This is a genomic window from Micromonospora sp. NPDC023633, from assembly GCF_040640035.1.
Lineage (GTDB): Bacteria > Actinomycetota > Actinomycetes > Mycobacteriales > Micromonosporaceae > Micromonospora.
The window spans coordinates 1-15,725 of sequence record NZ_JBFABB010000141.1; the positions used below are offsets into that span (position 1 = coordinate 1).

The 15,725-nt window shown below is 75.5% G+C and carries 16 protein-coding genes, 1 pseudogene and 1 riboswitch; of the genes and pseudogenes, 9 read left to right on the forward strand and 8 right to left on the reverse strand.

Features of this window, described 5'->3' with window-relative positions; all coding sequences use genetic code 11:
* Positions 1–205 (forward strand): annotated as a pseudogene (locus AB0G13_RS29670) (hypothetical protein); the annotation flags it as partial.
* Between the two features lie 126 nt (positions 206–331).
* Here the strand turns inward: AB0G13_RS29670 and mycP are convergent.
* On the reverse strand, positions 332–1,579 hold the full coding sequence (gene mycP / locus AB0G13_RS29675; protein WP_357881308.1) for a type VII secretion-associated serine protease mycosin: 1,248 nt from the start codon (positions 1,577–1,579) through the stop codon (positions 332–334).
* 247 nt (positions 1,580–1,826) lie between these two features.
* Positions 1,827–2,168: a MarR family winged helix-turn-helix transcriptional regulator gene (locus AB0G13_RS29680; RefSeq protein ID WP_357881311.1), complete on the reverse strand. Its 342-nt coding sequence runs from the start codon at positions 2,166–2,168 to the stop codon at positions 1,827–1,829.
* 211 nt (positions 2,169–2,379) lie between these two features.
* On the opposite strand from AB0G13_RS29680, the gene AB0G13_RS29685 reads away from it, so the two are divergent.
* On the forward strand, positions 2,380–3,132 hold the full coding sequence (locus AB0G13_RS29685) for a carbonic anhydrase (protein WP_357881314.1): 753 nt from the start codon (positions 2,380–2,382) through the stop codon (positions 3,130–3,132).
* Between the two features lie 286 nt (positions 3,133–3,418).
* On the opposite strand, the gene AB0G13_RS29690 is transcribed toward AB0G13_RS29685, so the two are convergent.
* Complete coding sequence (locus AB0G13_RS29690; RefSeq protein ID WP_357881317.1) at positions 3,419–4,435, reverse strand: hypothetical protein; 1,017 nt, start codon at positions 4,433–4,435, stop codon at positions 3,419–3,421.
* A 3-nt stretch (positions 4,436–4,438) separates the two neighbouring features.
* Positions 4,439–4,570: riboswitch (cyclic di-AMP (ydaO/yuaA leader) on the reverse strand.
* Between the two features lie 166 nt (positions 4,571–4,736).
* Positions 4,737–6,089: a YibE/F family protein gene (locus tag AB0G13_RS29695; protein ID WP_357881320.1), complete on the reverse strand. Its 1,353-nt coding sequence runs from the start codon at positions 6,087–6,089 to the stop codon at positions 4,737–4,739.
* Between the two features lie 356 nt (positions 6,090–6,445).
* On the opposite strand from AB0G13_RS29695, the gene AB0G13_RS29700 reads away from it, so the two are divergent.
* Both AB0G13_RS29700 and AB0G13_RS29705 read left to right on the forward strand, forming a co-directional pair.
* Positions 6,446–7,015, forward strand: coding sequence for a hypothetical protein (locus AB0G13_RS29700; protein ID WP_357881323.1), 570 nt, complete (start codon positions 6,446–6,448; stop codon positions 7,013–7,015).
* Positions 7,016–7,095: 80 nt separating this feature from the next.
* The gene (locus AB0G13_RS29705; protein ID WP_357881326.1) at positions 7,096–7,725 is read left to right on the forward strand and encodes a DUF305 domain-containing protein; all 630 of its coding nucleotides are present in this window, start codon (positions 7,096–7,098) and stop codon (positions 7,723–7,725) included.
* A gap of 174 nt (positions 7,726–7,899) precedes the next feature.
* On the opposite strand, the gene AB0G13_RS29710 is transcribed toward AB0G13_RS29705, so the two are convergent.
* On the reverse strand, positions 7,900–8,202 hold the full coding sequence (locus AB0G13_RS29710) for a metal-sensitive transcriptional regulator (protein WP_089002271.1): 303 nt from the start codon (positions 8,200–8,202) through the stop codon (positions 7,900–7,902).
* A 150-nt stretch (positions 8,203–8,352) separates the two neighbouring features.
* On the opposite strand from AB0G13_RS29710, the gene AB0G13_RS29715 reads away from it, so the two are divergent.
* From AB0G13_RS29715 to AB0G13_RS29735, 5 genes are all read left to right on the forward strand, one after another.
* Complete coding sequence (locus AB0G13_RS29715; protein ID WP_357881329.1) at positions 8,353–8,562, forward strand: heavy-metal-associated domain-containing protein; 210 nt, start codon at positions 8,353–8,355, stop codon at positions 8,560–8,562.
* A 29-nt stretch (positions 8,563–8,591) separates the two neighbouring features.
* Complete coding sequence (locus AB0G13_RS29720) at positions 8,592–9,590, forward strand: hypothetical protein (protein WP_357881332.1); 999 nt, start codon at positions 8,592–8,594, stop codon at positions 9,588–9,590.
* A 9-nt stretch (positions 9,591–9,599) separates the two neighbouring features.
* On the forward strand, positions 9,600–11,855 hold the full coding sequence (locus AB0G13_RS29725) for a heavy metal translocating P-type ATPase (protein ID WP_357881335.1): 2,256 nt from the start codon (positions 9,600–9,602) through the stop codon (positions 11,853–11,855).
* A 164-nt stretch (positions 11,856–12,019) separates the two neighbouring features.
* Positions 12,020–12,193, forward strand: coding sequence for a CsbD family protein (locus AB0G13_RS29730; protein WP_132231820.1), 174 nt, complete (start codon positions 12,020–12,022; stop codon positions 12,191–12,193).
* A 186-nt stretch (positions 12,194–12,379) separates the two neighbouring features.
* Positions 12,380–12,877, forward strand: coding sequence for a hypothetical protein (locus tag AB0G13_RS29735; protein WP_357881338.1), 498 nt, complete (start codon positions 12,380–12,382; stop codon positions 12,875–12,877).
* 86 nt (positions 12,878–12,963) lie between these two features.
* Here AB0G13_RS29735 and AB0G13_RS29740 read toward each other — a convergent pair whose 3' ends face one another.
* From AB0G13_RS29740 to AB0G13_RS29750, 3 genes are all read right to left on the reverse strand, one after another.
* A complete protein-coding gene (locus AB0G13_RS29740; RefSeq protein ID WP_357881341.1) occupies positions 12,964–14,235 on the reverse strand; it encodes a sigma-70 family RNA polymerase sigma factor in 1,272 nt (423 codons plus the stop codon).
* Positions 14,232–14,600, reverse strand: a complete 369-nt coding sequence (locus AB0G13_RS29745) for a YciI family protein (protein WP_357881344.1) — start codon at positions 14,598–14,600, stop codon at positions 14,232–14,234. The genes AB0G13_RS29740 and AB0G13_RS29745 overlap by 4 nt, the downstream gene beginning before the upstream one ends.
* 98 nt (positions 14,601–14,698) lie before the next feature.
* A partial coding sequence (locus AB0G13_RS29750) for a DUF2786 domain-containing protein (RefSeq protein ID WP_357881347.1) occupies positions 14,699–15,725 on the reverse strand: 1,027 nt, incomplete at its 5' end.

The following is a 15,725-nucleotide window of genomic DNA, read 5'->3' on the forward strand; positions in this document are numbered from 1 at the left end:
GGCCGGCCGCGGTGGCGGCCGCGCGGGTGCCGCCGGCGCGGGCGCCAAGGGCGTCGGTGCGGGCGCACGGGGCGTCGGTGGCATGGCCGGCATGGGTACCGGCGCCGGCTACGGCGAGGAGGAGCTTCCTCGCAACACCTGGCTGGAGGAGGACGAGGACGTGTGGGGTGCGGACGGCGGCGGTACGCCCGGCATCCTGCGCTGACAGCGTCGGCTGAGCGCCGTCCACCGCACCGGTGGGCGGCGCTCAGCGCTGTCCGGCTGGACGTGCGGCACCCGAGCCGCGGGACTTGCTCGTCCCGTTGCCGCGGTGGTGCCGGAACAAGGGGCGTCAGCCCGTCGTCGCGTCCGCTCCGGACGGGCGGCGGCCCGGGCGCCAGCCCCGGCGTCGCCCGCGGATCAGGATCGGCTTGACGGAGAGCAGCAGCCCGGCGACGAGCGCGCCGACGGCGGCGACCCAGACCGCGACGGTGCCCTGCCAGGCGAGCGGGTCCGCGGTGGAGGGCGGTGCCGGCATCGCGCCGGCCGGCGGGTCGGTACGGGTGCCGAGCAGGCCCGCCACCGCCCGGTACGGATTCACCACCCCGTGGCCGACCTCGGCGTTCTTCCCCTCGGGCGGGCTGTCGGCCGTGCGGATCAGCCGGTCGGCGACCTGCTCCGGGTCGAGGTCCGGGTGGGCGGCCCGGACCAGCGCGGCCACCCCGGAGACGTACGCGGCGGCGAAGCTGGTGCCGCCCTGCGGCTCGGCCAGGTAGCCCTCGCCCCCGGGAGCCGGGCCGAGGATGTTCAGCCCGGGCGCCGCGAGGTCGACGTAGTCCCCGCTCACCGAGCTGCCCACGTGGCCGCCCTCCTCGTCCACCCCGGCGACCGCGATCACCCCGGGATAGGCGGCCGGGAACGCGGGCCGGTCCTGCTGGTTCTCCTGGCGGTTGCCGGCGGCGGCCACCACGACCACCCCCTCGTCGAGGGCGTAGCGGACCGCGTCGGCCAGTTCCTGCCGGTCCAGGGTCACCAGCGACAGGTTGATCACGTCGGCGCCGTTGCGCACCGACCACTCGATCGCCTCGGCGATCTGCCCCGGCAGCCCCTCGTCGGCGGTGGTCTTCGTGTCGGGCAGGACGCGTACCGGAAGGATCCTGGCCTGCGGCGCGATGCCGCTGAACGACGCGCCGGTGCCCTCCTTCCCGGCGATGATGCCGGCGATGATGGTGCCGTGCCCGGCCAGGTCGCAGCGGCCCTCCTGCTGTGGCAGGCCGTTGAAGTCCCGGCCCACCCTCACCTGGCCCTTGAGGGCGGGATGGCTGGCGGAGACGCCGGAGTCGATGACCGCCACCGTGACGCCGGCACCACGGGAGATCCGCCAGGCCGACGAGGGTTCGAGTCTCTTCAGCGGCCACGGCGTCTCGGCGGGGGCGGCGACGCCGGGGGGCCCGCAGCGGGGGACCGCCGCCGAGGCGGGCGACGGAGCGACGACGGCGGTGCCGAGCAGGACCGCGGCCGCTCCACAGAGGACCGCGCGGGCACCGCGCCCGGGTCGGCGGGACGGCTCGGTCCCGCCCGGTCGGAAACTCTCGCGCACGCGGTGAGATTACCGCCGCGCCCCGGAGGCGCGCGCCGCCGCCTCCGGGGCGGGCGGCGGTGCGACCGGCTGAGGGTGGCCTGGTGGTCGGAACTCCCGGCGGTCGGCGGCGCGGGCCGGGAGCCGGCGGGGGCGGCCGACGCGGGTGCGGGCGCCCGGCGACGCTCCGGAGGGCCCGACGCCGGGTGGGGAGCGATGGTGCCGGTGAGATCGCGGGCTGCGGCAGCGGGCCGGGTGGGACCGGCCGTCAGGGGTGCTCGGTGGCCTCGGCCGGTTCCTGCTCGTCGGTGAAGAGGGCGAGCAGGTCGCCGACCTGCCGGTCCGCTTCGGCGGGGTGCCGGAACCGGCCGGCGGGGTTGAGCGTGTACTCGTTGCGTCGGCCCACCCGGGTGCGGTACAGGTAGCCGCCGGCCTCCAGGTCGGCGACGATCGCCTGGGCGGCCCGCTCGGTGACGCCCACCTCGTCGGCGACGTCGCGGAGCCGGGCGGTGGGGTTGCGGGCGATGGCGAGCAGCACGTGCCCGTGGTTGGTGAGGAACGTCCAGTTGCGGGTGCTCCCGTTCTCCCCTGTCGTCGCCATGTCCGTCATCGTATGGCCCTTGCTTCGTGTCTGCCCCGTGCCCTCGCGGCGGGCGGGCGCGCGCAGAGCCGAGCGCCGCCGCACCTCGGCCCGCCGAACGTATGAAACGCATATCACGCATCCCTTGACGTATCTTGCGTTGCGTGTGACGGTGGTGGCAGCCCGCGTCCAGCGTCGGCCCGGGTGACCAGGCCGTTCACGTGAGGTAGCGAGGTGGGGGATGAGTCGTCCCGGATCGCCAGGCACTCAACCGGGCCCGGAGCGGACGCTCCCGGTGTCGACCGCGGGCGATGCCCCGGCCGACGTCGGCACCCCGTTCGTCGCCCGCGCCAGTCCCGAGCAGGCGCTCGCCGAGCTGCACGCCGGCAACCGGCGGTTCGTGACCGGCGCCCCGCGCCACCCCAACCAGGACGCCGGGCACCGCGCCGCGGTCGCCGACGGGCAGCACCCCTTCGCGGTGATCGTCGGCTGTTCCGACTCCCGGCTCGCGGCCGAGATCATCTTCGACCGGGGCCTGGGTGACCTCTTCGTGGTCCGCACCGCTGGGCACACCATCGGCCCCGAGGTGCTGGGCAGCGTGGAGTACGCCGTCACGGTCCTGGGCACGCCGCTGGTGGTGGTGCTCGGGCACGACTCCTGCGGGGCCGTCCAGGCGGCGCGTACGGCGGACGCCACCGGCACCCCACCGGTCGGGCACCTGTGCGCCGTGGTCGACGCGGTGGTGCCCAGCCTGCGCCGGGCCGCCGCCGAGGGCGTGGACGACATCGACCGGATCGTCGACATCCACATCGCGCACACCGTCGAGGCGATGCTGGGCCGCTCCGCCGTGCTCGCCGCCGAGGTGGCCGCCGGTCGCTGCGGGGTGGTCGGCATGTCGTACCGGCTGACCGCCGGCGAGGTGCGGACGGTGGCCGCGGTGCCCGCCCGCGTGGTCGACGCGCCGGAGCCGGCGGCCAGCGCCGCGCTCGCCTGACTCCCCCCGCCGGCCTGCCCCGGCCCTGCCCCGCGGCGCCCTGCTGCGCCGTGTCCCGCTGCGCCGTGCCTCGTCGTGTCCCGCCGCGCCGCCGCCGCGCCGTGTCCCGCCGCCCCGCCGCGCCGTGTCGTGTCCCGGCGCGAGGACCCGTCTCCCGCCCGTTCCGGTCTGCGGCCTGCCCCGAGCCGTTCCGCGGCGGCGGTCCCATGCGACGACACGGGGTCGTCCATGCGACGACACAGGGCCGCCCCGCGTCCGGCGGGGCGGCCCTGTGTGTGGGTCTCGGCTAGAGCAGTGAGACGTGCACGTGGTCGGTGTGGTTCGACGGGCCGCTGTAGGACTTCCAGCCGGTCGCCGGGAACCAGATCTGCCGGTTCCAGATCACGTAGTAGATGCCGAGCCGGTCGGCGTTGCGGACCAGGAACGCGGTCAGGTTGTTGCCGTACATGTAGGTGTCGTCGTTGTGCCAGGGGGAGAAGCCGCTGCGTTGCAGTGACCAGTCGCAGGCCCGGCCCTTCGGATGCTCGTACGGCCCGCCGGAGCGGTAGCAGCCGACGAACCGGTTGAAGCCGGCCCGCTTGACCTCCTTGTACATGTGCAGGGTGCGCGCGGTGATGCGGCCGGAGGTGGTCGGGTCGTCCTCGGTGGCTGACAGCGGCTTCCAGTCGCCGTCGGCCGTGCGACCCGGCGCCATCCGGGCCACCGGCGAGGTGGCGACCACCTTGCCGCTGGTCAATTCCCTGCCGCCGACCAGCGCGAGCGCCTTCTCCGCCTCGCGCTTGTTGCGGTTCAATTCGTTCTTCAGCTTCTGCTGCTCGCGGACCTCGGCGTCGACCGCCAGCTTGGCCTGCTCGGCGCGGTCCTTGATCGCGTTCACCTCGGCCAGCTTTTTGGAGTTGACCAGGTTGATCTCGTCGAGGGCGGCGGCGCGGCGGACGAACGAGTCGGGGCTGGCGGTGTCCAGCAGCATCGACACCGCGCCGATCCGCCCGGTTCGGTAGGACTGGGCGGCGATCTGGCTCACCTGCGGGGCCAGCGCGTCCAGTTCGGCCTGCGCCCGGTCGACCTCCAGGGCCAGTTCGAGCTGGCGCTCTTCCGACTTCTTCAGCTTCGCCTGGGCCTGCACGTAGGACCGGGTGCGGGCCTCGATCAGGTCGTCGAGCAGCTTGGGCTCGTCGTCCCCGTGCCCGGAGGGCTTGGGCGGGGTGGGCGCGGCCGCCGCCGGGAGGGGCCCGGCGAAGACCGCCAGGGCGGCGAACACGGCCACCACGGGCGTCAACCAGCGGCGTAGGGGTGCCGTCACAGTTTTCCCTTCCGTCGACCGCCGACCGGGTTAGCTGACGGGTTCGGGGCGGAAGTGGCCCCTACCGCTGTCGCGGATTCACCCCACGTACCTGGGTCCCCGGCTCGCCTGGCGGCGATTGGGCGGCGGCACCGCAGGCGCCGCTGCGCGCCTTCGGCGGTGACCGGCAGCGAGGTTACCCGAGAGCACTCCCGGGGATCTACGTCCCTAAGCCGACTAAATGCGTTATTTCGTAATGGCGGAGGGTGAGCAGTGACGCGTTTATCAGGTCGGACGTCCTGATCGGTCACGCTGAGGAGTGTCACCATGCGGTGTCCGTGCTCCTGTCCCGGCCGGGCCATCCGCCGGGAGCGGCGGACGGCGCGTCCGTGGCGCGCGGCCCGCTGAGCGCCTCCAGCGCCTCGGACCGGTCGGCCGCCGGCCGGGGCGTGGGCGCGGGCGCGGACGCCGCGCGGTCGGTGGCGTCCCCGCCGCGCCGGCCCGCCGCGGTCACCACGGCCGCCAGCCCGGTGGTCAGCGGCACGGCGGCGATCAGGCCCAGGGTGGCGACCGCGCTGCGGACGATCTCCTGCGCCAGGAACTCGCTGGTGAGGATCTGGGTCACCGCCCGCGAGTCGGCGGTCAGCAGGAGCAGCACCGGCAGCGAGGCGCCGGCGTACGCCAGCACGATGGTGTTCACCGTCGAGGCGATGTGCGCCCGGCCGACCCGGGTCGCCGCCCGGTAGAGCTGCATCCGGGACAGCCCGGGATTGGCGTGCGCCAACTCGGTGACCGTGGCGGCCTGGGTGACCGTGACGTCGTCGAGCACGCCGAGGGAACCGATGATGATCCCGGCCAGCAGTAGGCCGTGCAGGTCGACGTCGGCCTGGTACATCGACAACGTGGTGGCGTCCTCGCTGCCGAACCCGGTCAGGTGGGTCGCGGCGGTGGCGATCGTGCCGAGGACGCCGGTCAGCACCAGGCTGCCCAGCGTGCCGAGCACGGCGACCGAGGTCTGCGCGGTCACCCCGTGGGTCAGGTAGAGCACCACGAACATGATCAGAGCGGCGCCGACGACCGCGACCAGGAGTGGTGGGCTCCCGGCGCTGATGCCGGGCAGCACGAAGGTCAGCAGGATGGCGAAGCTCGCCGCCAGGCCCGCCAGCGCGGCCAGCCCGCGCCACCGCCCGAAGGCCACGATCGCCGCCGCGAAGAGCGCGACCAGCCAGAGCAGCGGCTTGCCGCGTTGGTGCTCCGCGACGGTGTAGGTGCTGGCCGTGGGATCGGCGGGGTCGGTGAGCTCGACCAGGATGATCTCGTCGCCCACGGCGACGGTCGGCGCGCCGGGGCCGGCCGGCACCGGCGTCTCCACCTGCTGGCCGGCGTCGGGGCCGTCCTCCACCCGTACGGTGACCGTGCCGCAGGGGCCCTGCGCCGCGTCCGGGCTCCCCTCTGGCGTCTCGGGGGCGGGCGGGCACGGCTCCGTCACCACCCGCGTCACCGTGCCGTGGTGGCGGGGCGGCTCGGTGCCGGCCGCGGGATCGCGCGAGTCCCATGGCCAGAGCACCAGCGCCGCGATGACCGTGGCGACGAAGAGGGGCACCACCGTCGCGACGAGGATTCGCCGCACCCCCGGCGGGGCGGACGGAGCGGGACTGGTGTGGTCGGCGCCCATCGAGTGTCTCCCAACGAATCCGGGCGGGGTAAGTGCCGGCGGGCCGGTCGGTATCAGCGTCGCCGCGTGGCGGGGACGGGGGCCGCCTCCGCCTGGCGGTGCGGTCACGTGCCGCGGTCGTCGGCCCCGGCCCGGTCGTGAATGGTCGCCGCCGCCCGGTGGGGGGCGCGGGACGGGCGGTGCGGAATCCGGAGGGCCATCGGCCGAATGGTAGCCATCCCGGGATGCGGGCGCAGGTGGTGCGGGGTGGTGTCGGGACGCGGACCGCCGACGGGCCACCTTCGGCGCCGGCTGTTCGGGGGGCGCGCCGCGCGGTGGCCCCCGTGCTGGCGGGCCGACGCGCTAGCGTGACGGATGTGCGGACGACGGTGACGGCGGCGCGGGGGGCCCGGCTCCTGCTGCTCGTCGGCACGCTGCTCGGCCTGGCCGCGATGCACACCATCGGCCACGACTCGCACCCGACGGGTCACCCCGCCGGCCCGTCGGCACACGCCGCCGCCGCACCCCGCCCGCACGCCGCCGCACCCGGCCCGCACGCCGCCGCCGCACCCGGCCCGCACGGAGTCGCCGTGTCCGGCCCGCACGGGGTCGCCGCGGACGCGCTCGTGCCGCCTTCGCACGGCACCGCCCTCCCGTACGCCGTCGTGGCGGCTCTCCGGGCCGTCGCGGGCTGCCCCGCGGGCTGCGCGTCCGACCGGCTCCTGCCGTTCGGCGACGCGGGGGGAGGACTGCCCGGGTGGGGAGTGTGCCTGGCCGTGCTGGGGGCGTTCGCCGCCTCGCTGCTGCTCGCCGCGCTGCTGTCGGCCCGCGTACGCGCCGTCCGCCCGGCGGGGCGCGGGTCGGTCGGCTCCCTCCCGTCGCCCCGGGCCCCGCCGCCCCGACCGGTCGGTCTGCGGCTCGCCACGGTCTCGGTGCTGCGCAGGTAGGACGCGTCCGACGCGGTGCGGCTCACGCCGTTCCGCGTCCCCGTCGTGCCGCGTACGTTCCGACACCGAAAGGCCCAGACATGACCACTCGTACCCTTGCGCGCCGTGCCGCCCTGGCCGGCGTCGCCATCACCGCAGCCCTCGCCGTGACCGCCTGTGGCGGCGACGGCCACTCGTCCCCGGAGGCCGGACACGGCACGTCCGGCACCGGTGGGCCGGCGGCCACCGCCACCGGCGCAGCCGCGTTCGGCGACGCCGACGCGATGTTCGCCACGATGATGATCCCGCACCACCGGCAGGCGGTGGAGATGGTGGACCTGGCGGCGACGCGGGCGGCCGACCCGGAAATCAAGCGGCTCGCCGGGGAGATCAAGGCGGCCCAGGCACCCGAGATCGCCACCATGAGCGGCTGGTTGGCGGCCTGGGGACGGCCGGTGCCGTCGCCGGGAGCCGAGCTGCCGCACATGGACCACGGCATGCCCGGAATGATGTCCGAGGCCGACATGACGAAACTGGCGGCGGCCACCGGTCGGGAGTTCGACCGGCAGTTCCTGACCATGATGATCGCCCACCACGAGGGCGCGGTCACCATGGCCCGCGACGAGCTCGCCCGGGGCGTGAACGCGGAGGCCAAGGCTCTGGCCGGGCAGATCGTCAGCACCCAGCAGGCCGAGATCGACACCATGAGGAAGATCCTCGGCCGGCTCTGATCCGGTCGCCCCGGCGTTCCCACCCAGGGGGCGCCGGGGCCCGGCGCCGGGCCGCGACTTCCGAACGGGGTCGGGACGGGCGCCCGGGAGACCGGCGGCGCGGCGGCTGGTCCGCCGGGAGGCGCCCGGCGGCGGTGTCGGCCGACTCAGCCCTGCTCTATCAGGCGGCCGACGTCAGCCCCGCTTCATCAGGCGGCCGACGGCGGCCATCATCTCGGTGGCCATCTCGTCGGCGCGGCCCTCGGCCGCGCCCTCGTGCATGCAGTGCCGGGCGTGCCCGTCGAGCAGGCCGAGCGCGACCTTGTCCAGGGCGGCCTGGATCGCGGAGATCTGGGTGAGCACGTCGATGCAGTAGCGGTCGTCGTCGACCATCTTCTCGATGCCACGGACCTGCCCCTCGACGCGGCGCAGCCGCGCGAGCAGCTGGTCCTTGGTGGCGGTGTAGCCCCTGGTCGGGGTGGGCGTCGGTGTGGTCATGGAGTCGAGGATACCGTACCCCTTGGGGGTATGGTACGGTCCTTCCTGACCGAGATACCCCCACCGGGTACCGGTACAACGCACAGGCGCCGGTCTGCCTCCGACTTACCCCTGGGGGGTATAGGCTGGGGGCGTCGAGAGGAGAGTTCGATGACCACCACGACGTACCAGGTGCAGGGCATGACCTGCGGGCACTGCGCCACCTCCGTCAGCACCGAGGTCGGCGCGATCCCGGGCGTCACCGACGTCCAGGTCGACGTCGCCGCAGGTCGGGTCACCGTCACCAGCGAGGGCCCGTTGGACACCGACACCGTGCGCTCCGCCGTCGACGAGGCCGGTTACGACCTCGTCGGCGTCTGACAGCGAGCACGGGGGAAACGAGGCGCATCATGAACACGGCGACGAAGCTGAGCGGTTTCGCCCTCGGCCTCGCGGTGGTGTTCGGCGCGACGTACGGGGTCGGCCGGGTGGCCGACCCCGTGGCGCCGCCCGCCGAAGCCCCGCACGACGCCACCGGGGGGCACGGGAACGACGGCGGGGCCGGACACGGGGGCGACAACGGCGCGGCGGCGCACCTGCCCGGCGGTCTGCTCGTCTCCGACCGCGGCTACACCCTCCGTCCGGTGGACGCCCCGGCCGGGCAGTTCGCCTTCCAGGTCACCGGCCCGGACGGCCGGGCGGTCACCGCGTACGACGTGGCGCACGACAAGCGCATGCACCTGATCGTGGCCCGCCGCGACCTCTCCGGCTTCCGGCACGTGCACCCGGAGATGGCGCCGGACGGCACCTGGCGGGTCGACTCGCCGCTCGCCGGGCCCGGCGTGTGGCGGGCGTTCGCCGACTTCACCCCGACCGGGGGCGAGCCGCTGACCCTCGGCGTCGACGTGACCGTCCCCGGCGCGCTGACCGGGCGGCCCCTGCCCGCGCCGGCGACCAGCACCACGGTCGACGGCTACACCGTCACGCTCGCCGGCGCCCCGCAGCCCGGCCGCACCGCCGAGCTGACCCTGACCGTGAGCCGCGGCGGCGCGCCGGTCACCGACCTGGAGCCCTACCTGGGCGCGTACGGCCACCTGGTGGCGTTGCGCCAGGGCGACCTGGCGTACCTGCACGTGCACCCCAACGGCGAGCCCGGTGACGGGCGGACGCGGCCCGGCCCCGAGGTGAGCTTCTCGGCCGAGGTGCCGTCGGCCGGCGCCTACCGGCTCTACCTGGACTTCAAGCACGGCGGCGTCGTGCGTACCGCCGAATTCACCGTCGTCGCCGGCAGCCCGACCGCGCCGGGTGTCCCGGCCACGACGGGCGCCCCGACGGCGGGCACGCCCGCCGCCACGAGCTCCCCGTCCGCCGACGCCGGCCACGGCGTCCCCGGTCACGGGCACGACTGAGGGACCGTGATGACGATCAGCAGCAAGCCCTTGCCATACGCGCCGAACCAGATCGAGCTGGCGATCGGCGGGATGACCTGCGCCTCCTGCGCCGCCCGGATCGAGAAGAAGCTGAACCGGATGGACGGGGTGACCGCCACCGTCAACTACGCCACCGAGAAGGCCACCGTCCGCTACGCCGACGAGGTCACCCCGGACGACCTGATCGCCACGGTGGAGAAGACGGGCTACACGGCGGCCCTGCCGCCCCCGCCCGCGCCCGCCGGCGGCGAACCGGCCGCCGCGCCGGTGGACGAGCTGCGCGGCCTGCGTACCCGACTCTGGGTCTCGCTCGTGCTCACCGTGCCGGTGATCGCGCTGGCGATGGTGCCCGCCTGGCAGTTCGACTTCTGGCAGTGGCTGTCGCTGACCCTGGCCGCCCCGGTCGTGGTCTACGGCGGCCTGCCCTTCCACCGGGCGGCCTGGATCAACCTGCGGCACGGCGCGGCGACCATGGACACCCTGGTCTCGGTCGGCACCCTGGCCGCGTTCGGCTGGTCGGTCTGGGCGCTCTTCCTCGGCACCGCCGGCACGCCGGGGATGACCCACCCGTTCAGCCTCGCGATCAGCCGCACCGACGGCGCCGGCAACATCTACCTGGAGGCGGCGGCCGGGGTGACCGTGTTCATCCTCGCCGGCCGCTACTTCGAGGCGCGGGCGAAGCGGACCGCCGGGGCGGCCCTGCGCGCCCTGCTGGAGCTGGGCGCCAAGGACGTCGCGGTGCTGCGCGACGGCACGGAGACCCGGATCCCGGTGGACCAGCTCGCAGTGGGGGACCGGTTCGTGGTCCGGCCCGGCGAGAAGATCGCCACGGACGGCGTGGTCGACGAGGGCACCTCGGCGGTCGACGCCAGCATGCTCACCGGCGAGTCCGTCCCGGTCGAGGTCGGCCCGGGCGACTCCGTGGTCGGTGCGACCGTCAACGCGGGCGGCCGGCTGGTGGTCACCGCCACCCGCATCGGTGGCGACACCCAACTGGCCCAGATGGCCCGGCTGGTCGAGCAGGCGCAGACCGGCAAGGCGGCGGTGCAGCGGTTGGCCGACCGGATCTCCGGCGTCTTCGTGCCGATCGTGATCGCGCTCGCGGTGGGCACCCTCGGCTGGTGGCTCGGCACCGGGTCGGGCGCCACCGCCGCGTTCACCGCCGCCGTGGCGGTGCTGATCATCGCCTGCCCGTGCGCCCTCGGGCTGGCCACGCCGACCGCCCTGCTGGTCGGCACCGGCCGGGGCGCGCAGCTCGGCGTCCTGATCAAGGGACCGGAGGTGCTGGAGTCCACGAAGCAGGTGGACACCGTGGTGCTGGACAAGACCGGCACCGTGACCACCGGTCGGATGACCCTGGTGGACGTGGTCCCGGCAACCGGCGAGGACCGCGCCGAACTGCTCCGGGTCGCCGGGGCGCTGGAGTCCGCGTCCGAGCACCCGATCGCCCGCGCCATCGCCGCCGGGGCGGCCGAGGCGGGCACGCTGCCGCCGGTGGCCGGCTTCGTCAACGCCGAGGGGCTCGGCGTGAGCGGGACGGTCGAAGGCCGGGAGGTGCTGATCGGCCGGCTCCGGCTGCTGCGCGAGCACGGTCTCGACGTACCGGAGGAGGTCGCGCGGGCGGCGGCCACGGCGGAGGCCGAGGGGCGGACGGCGGTGCTGGCCGGCTGGGACGGCCGGGCCCGCGGGGTCCTCGCGGTGGCCGACGTGGTGAGACCGACGAGCCGGGCGGCGATCGCACGGCTCCGCGCGCTCGGCCTGACGCCGGTGCTGCTGACCGGCGACAACACCACCGTCGCCCGCGCGGTGGCCACCGAGTTGGGCATCGACGAGGTGATCGCCGAGGTGCTGCCCGCCGACAAGGTCGACGTCGTGCGGCGGCTCCAGGGCGAGGGGCGGACGGTGGCGATGGTCGGTGACGGGGTCAACGACGCCGCCGCGCTGGCCCAGGCCGACCTCGGCCTGGCCATGGGCACCGGCACGGACGTGGCGATCGAGGCGTCCGACCTGACCCTGGTGCGGGGCGACCTGATGGCCGCCGTGGACGCGATCCGGCTCGCCCGGCGCACCCTCGGCATCATCAAGGGCAACCTGTTCTGGGCCTTCGCCTACAACGTGGCGGCCCTGCCGCTGGCCGCCGCCGGCCTGCTGAACCCGATGATCGCCGGCGCCGCGATGGCCTTCTCCTCGGTCTTCGTGGTCGCCAACAGCCTCCGGCTGCGCGGCTTCCGCCCGGTCGCCTGACGTCCGCCACCCGCGCCGCCGGCCCCACGCACAGGGGTCGGCGGCGCGGGTCGTGGCGGGGCCGGCGCGGGCCGCCCGCTGACCGTGGGTGACCGGGGACGGTTGGACGGCGGCGGGACGGGGTACATCGGGGGCGTACCGGCACCGCCAATCGGGAGGTCGACATGGGTTTCGAAGACAAGATCAACAACACGACCGAGGACGCGGCCGGCAAGCTGAAGGAAGGCGCCGGCCGGGCCACCGACAACGAGCGGCTCGAGGCCGAGGGGCGCAACGACCAGGCCAGCGCCAAGCTCAAGCAGGCCGGCGAGAAGATCAAGGACGCCTTCAAGAGCTGACCCGCGTACGCGCCCTCCGCCGGATCGGCATCCAGCCGACCCGGCGGAGGGCGTACTGGCGCATCCGGCGGACGTGTCCCTCGGGTGGCGCCACTCGTTGGCAGGTCGACGTCCCCGCCGCCCGGCGTCGGCCGAACCCGGGCCGATCCCCCGCAGGGACGGCCGAGAGCCCGAACGGGAGGTTCCGTGTCCCGATCCGTCGTCTACGCGCGGCGCGCCGCCGCCACGGTGGCGCTCGGGGTGCTGGCCGTGGGCTGCCAGGACACCGCGCGGGAGGAGGCCGCCCGCACCGGCACGCCCCCGCCGAGCCCGACGGCCTCGGCGAGCGCCACCCCGAGCCCGTCCCCGGTCGCCACGACCGCCGCCAACACCGCCGAGGTCTGCCGCGAGGTCGACCGGGTGATCCTCACCGGCAGCCGCAAGATCGCCACGGACTCGGCGGCCTCGGTGACCCGTGACCTCACCGGGGAGCAGGTCGCCGACCAGCTCCGGCGCAACCTGGCGGAGCTGGCCGACGACGTACGCGCCCAGGCCCGCCAGGCCGCCGACCCGGAGATCCGCGCCCTGATCGAGGAGACCGCCGACCGGATCGACGCCGGCTCCCGGGCGTCCCGGCCGGCCGCCTGGATGGACTCCACCTTCACCGGCATCCCACCGAAGCTGACCCGCGAGTGCCGCGCCTGAGCCGGGGGCACGTCGCCCGGCACCGCCGACGCCTGATCGGGACGCCGGCCGGCCTGCACCCCGTGCCGCACGCCGGCCGGCATCCGTCAATGTGACTCCCGCGAGCGCCGGGACTCATCGGTCCCCGTCAGCCGGGCGGCCCGCAGCTCCAGGTAGCGCTGCTCGAGCAGGCTCGTCGTCCCCCGGGCCGCCGCCCGGTACGCCGCCCGCGCCCGCTGCGGCTCGCCCGCCAGCTCCCACAGGTGGGCGCGGACGGCGGCGAGCCGGTGGTGCCCGGCGGTGCGGTCGTCGTCGTCGAGCCCGGCGAGCAGGGCCAGGCCGGCGTGGGGACCGTCCACCATGGCCACCGCGACCGCCTGGTTCAGGGTGACCATCGGGCTCGGGGCGGTCCGGGCGAGCAGCCGGTAGAGCGCCACGATCTGTCGCCAGTCGGTCCGCTCGGCGGACGGGGCCTCGGCGTGCACGGCGGCGATCGCCGCCTGGAGCTGGTACGGGCCGGGCGGCGACCAGGTCAACGCCTCGGTGACCAGAGCGGTCCCCTCGGCGATGGCGGCGTGGTCCCAGCGGTCGCGGTCCTGCTCGGCGAGCGGGACCAGCTCCCCGGCCGGCCCGGTGCGGGCGGCCCGGTGCGCGTCGGTGAGCAGCATCAACGCCAGCAGCCCGGTCACCTCGCCGTCGTCCGGGAGCAGGCGCTGCACCAACCGGGCCAGCCGGATCGCCTCGGTGGTCAGGTCGGCCCGGTGCAGCTCCGGCCCGCTGGAGGCGGTGTAGCCCTCGTTGAAGATCAGATAGAGCACCTGGAGCACGGCCCGCAGCCGTTCGTCCCGGTCCCCGGGGGCGGGCATGGTGAAGCGCGCCCCGGCGGCCTCGATCCGCTGCTTGGCCCGGCGGATGCGCTGACTCATCGTCGCCTCGGGCACGAGGTACGCCCTCGCGATCTGCGCGGTGGTGAGGCCGCCGACCGCCCGCAGCGTCAGCGCGACCTGGGCCGACCGGGCCAGCGCCGGGTGGCAGCAGAGGAACAGCAGGGCCAGGGTGTCGTCCCCCGCCGGCGGCTGGTCGTCGGCCGCCGGCGCGAGCGCCGCGTACGCCGGCTCGCGGGCGGCCAGCGCGGCCTCCCGGTCCCGGCGGGCGCGCTCGCTGCGCCACTCGTCGGTCAGCCGGCGCGTGGCGACGGTGAGCAACCAGGCCCGGGGGTTGTCCGGCACGCCCTGCTCCGGCCACCGCACCGCGGCGGCGAGCAGCGCCTCCTGCACGGCGTCCTCGGCGGCGGCGAACTGGCCGTAGCGGCGGACGAGCAGGCCGAGGACCTGCGGCGCCAGGTCGCGCAGCAGGTCCTCCAGGTGCCGTCCGGTCACATCTCCGTCCCGGCCTCGTCCATCACTGCCCGCACCTCCAGCACGCCGAAGCCCCGCCGCACGTCCGGCCAGCTGGCGGCGATCTCGGCGGCCCGCTCGGGGCTGTCGCAGTCGACCATCAGGTAGCCGGCGAACTGCTCCTTGCTCTCCATGTACGGCCCGTCGGTCACCTCCGGCCGGTCACCGGCCAGCCGGACCGTACGCGCCTGCGACGGGTCCGCCAGGGCCTGGCCGCCGAGGAACTCGCCCGACTCGGTCAGCTCCCGCATGACCTCGTCGACCTCGCCGAAGAGCGCGCCGCGCTCCTGCTCCGACAGCCCCTCCACGAACCCCGGGCGGTTCCAGATCAGCAGCATGTACTTCATCGGGTGCTCCTCGTTCCGTCGGCCGCGCCCATCGTGGCGCGTCTTCGGTGAGGGGTCGGAGCCGACCCGCCGGTTCCGACAGCCGGCGGGGAGAAATCTCAGCGCCGGCCGCGTACCTGGCGCTTCGGGGCGGGGTCGGCGCCGAGCGAGGCGCGGTCGGCGGCGGAGGTGCCCGAGGACCAGCCGTCGGCGTCGCGGACGGTGAGCCGGCCCCGGGTGACGCCGGGGAAGAGCGTGTCGAGGCGTTCGCGTACCGCCTCGGCGCGGGTGGCGAGCACCGGCAGCAGCCGCTCCGGCCCGGCCTGCGCCGTCGCCTCCCGGTCGGCGGCGTCGGTGGCGGCCCGCAGCCGCTCGCCGATCCGCAGCGCGAAGGCGTTGAGGAAGGACTCGTCGTAGTCCCGGGTCCGCCGGCCGGCGCCCTTGGCCCGCCGTTCGCCCCGCCCGCGCAGCATCGCGGTGGTGGCCTGCACCAGCAGCGAGGTGTGGAGCAGCTCGACGGCCTCCAGATCGGCCGGCCAGCCCAGCACCGTGGTGAAGCCGAGGTCGTCGGACCAGACGGCCTCGCAGCGGTTCGCCGCCGCCACCTCCTGCGCCAGCAGCGCCTTCGCGCCCGCGTACGGGGGGTCGGTGCCGAGGCGCACCCCGCCGGGCCGGTCGGCCGGCTCGGCGACGCCGGCCAGCAGTGCCTGGTCGATGCTGTGCCGGGCGATCAACTCCTGGGCCTTGCCGGTCAGCGCCTCCGCCTCGGCCGGGTAGGTGGTCGACTCCGCCTTGGCCAGCAGCGCCCGCACCCGGTCGAGCATCCGGGAGCCGCTGCCCGGCCCGCCGCGCGCGACGCCCGCCAGGGGCGCGCCGGGCGGCGGGCGCAGCACGGCGATCGGCGGGAGCCCCTCCACCAGGGCCAGCGCGTCGACCGCCGCCCGCAGCGCGGTGAACCGGTCGCATCCCACGCGCGCCGACCAGGCGGTCAAATGACCCTCGTCGGCGTCCCACCACACCCCCGCGCCCAGGTCGCGCAGCTGGTCGTCCCACCACGGCGGCACCGGCGCGGCCAGATCGCGGCGCTGCGCGGCGAGCGCGTCGGTGACCAGCCCGGCCGCCCGGGGGCCGAGCCGGCGGGCGGCG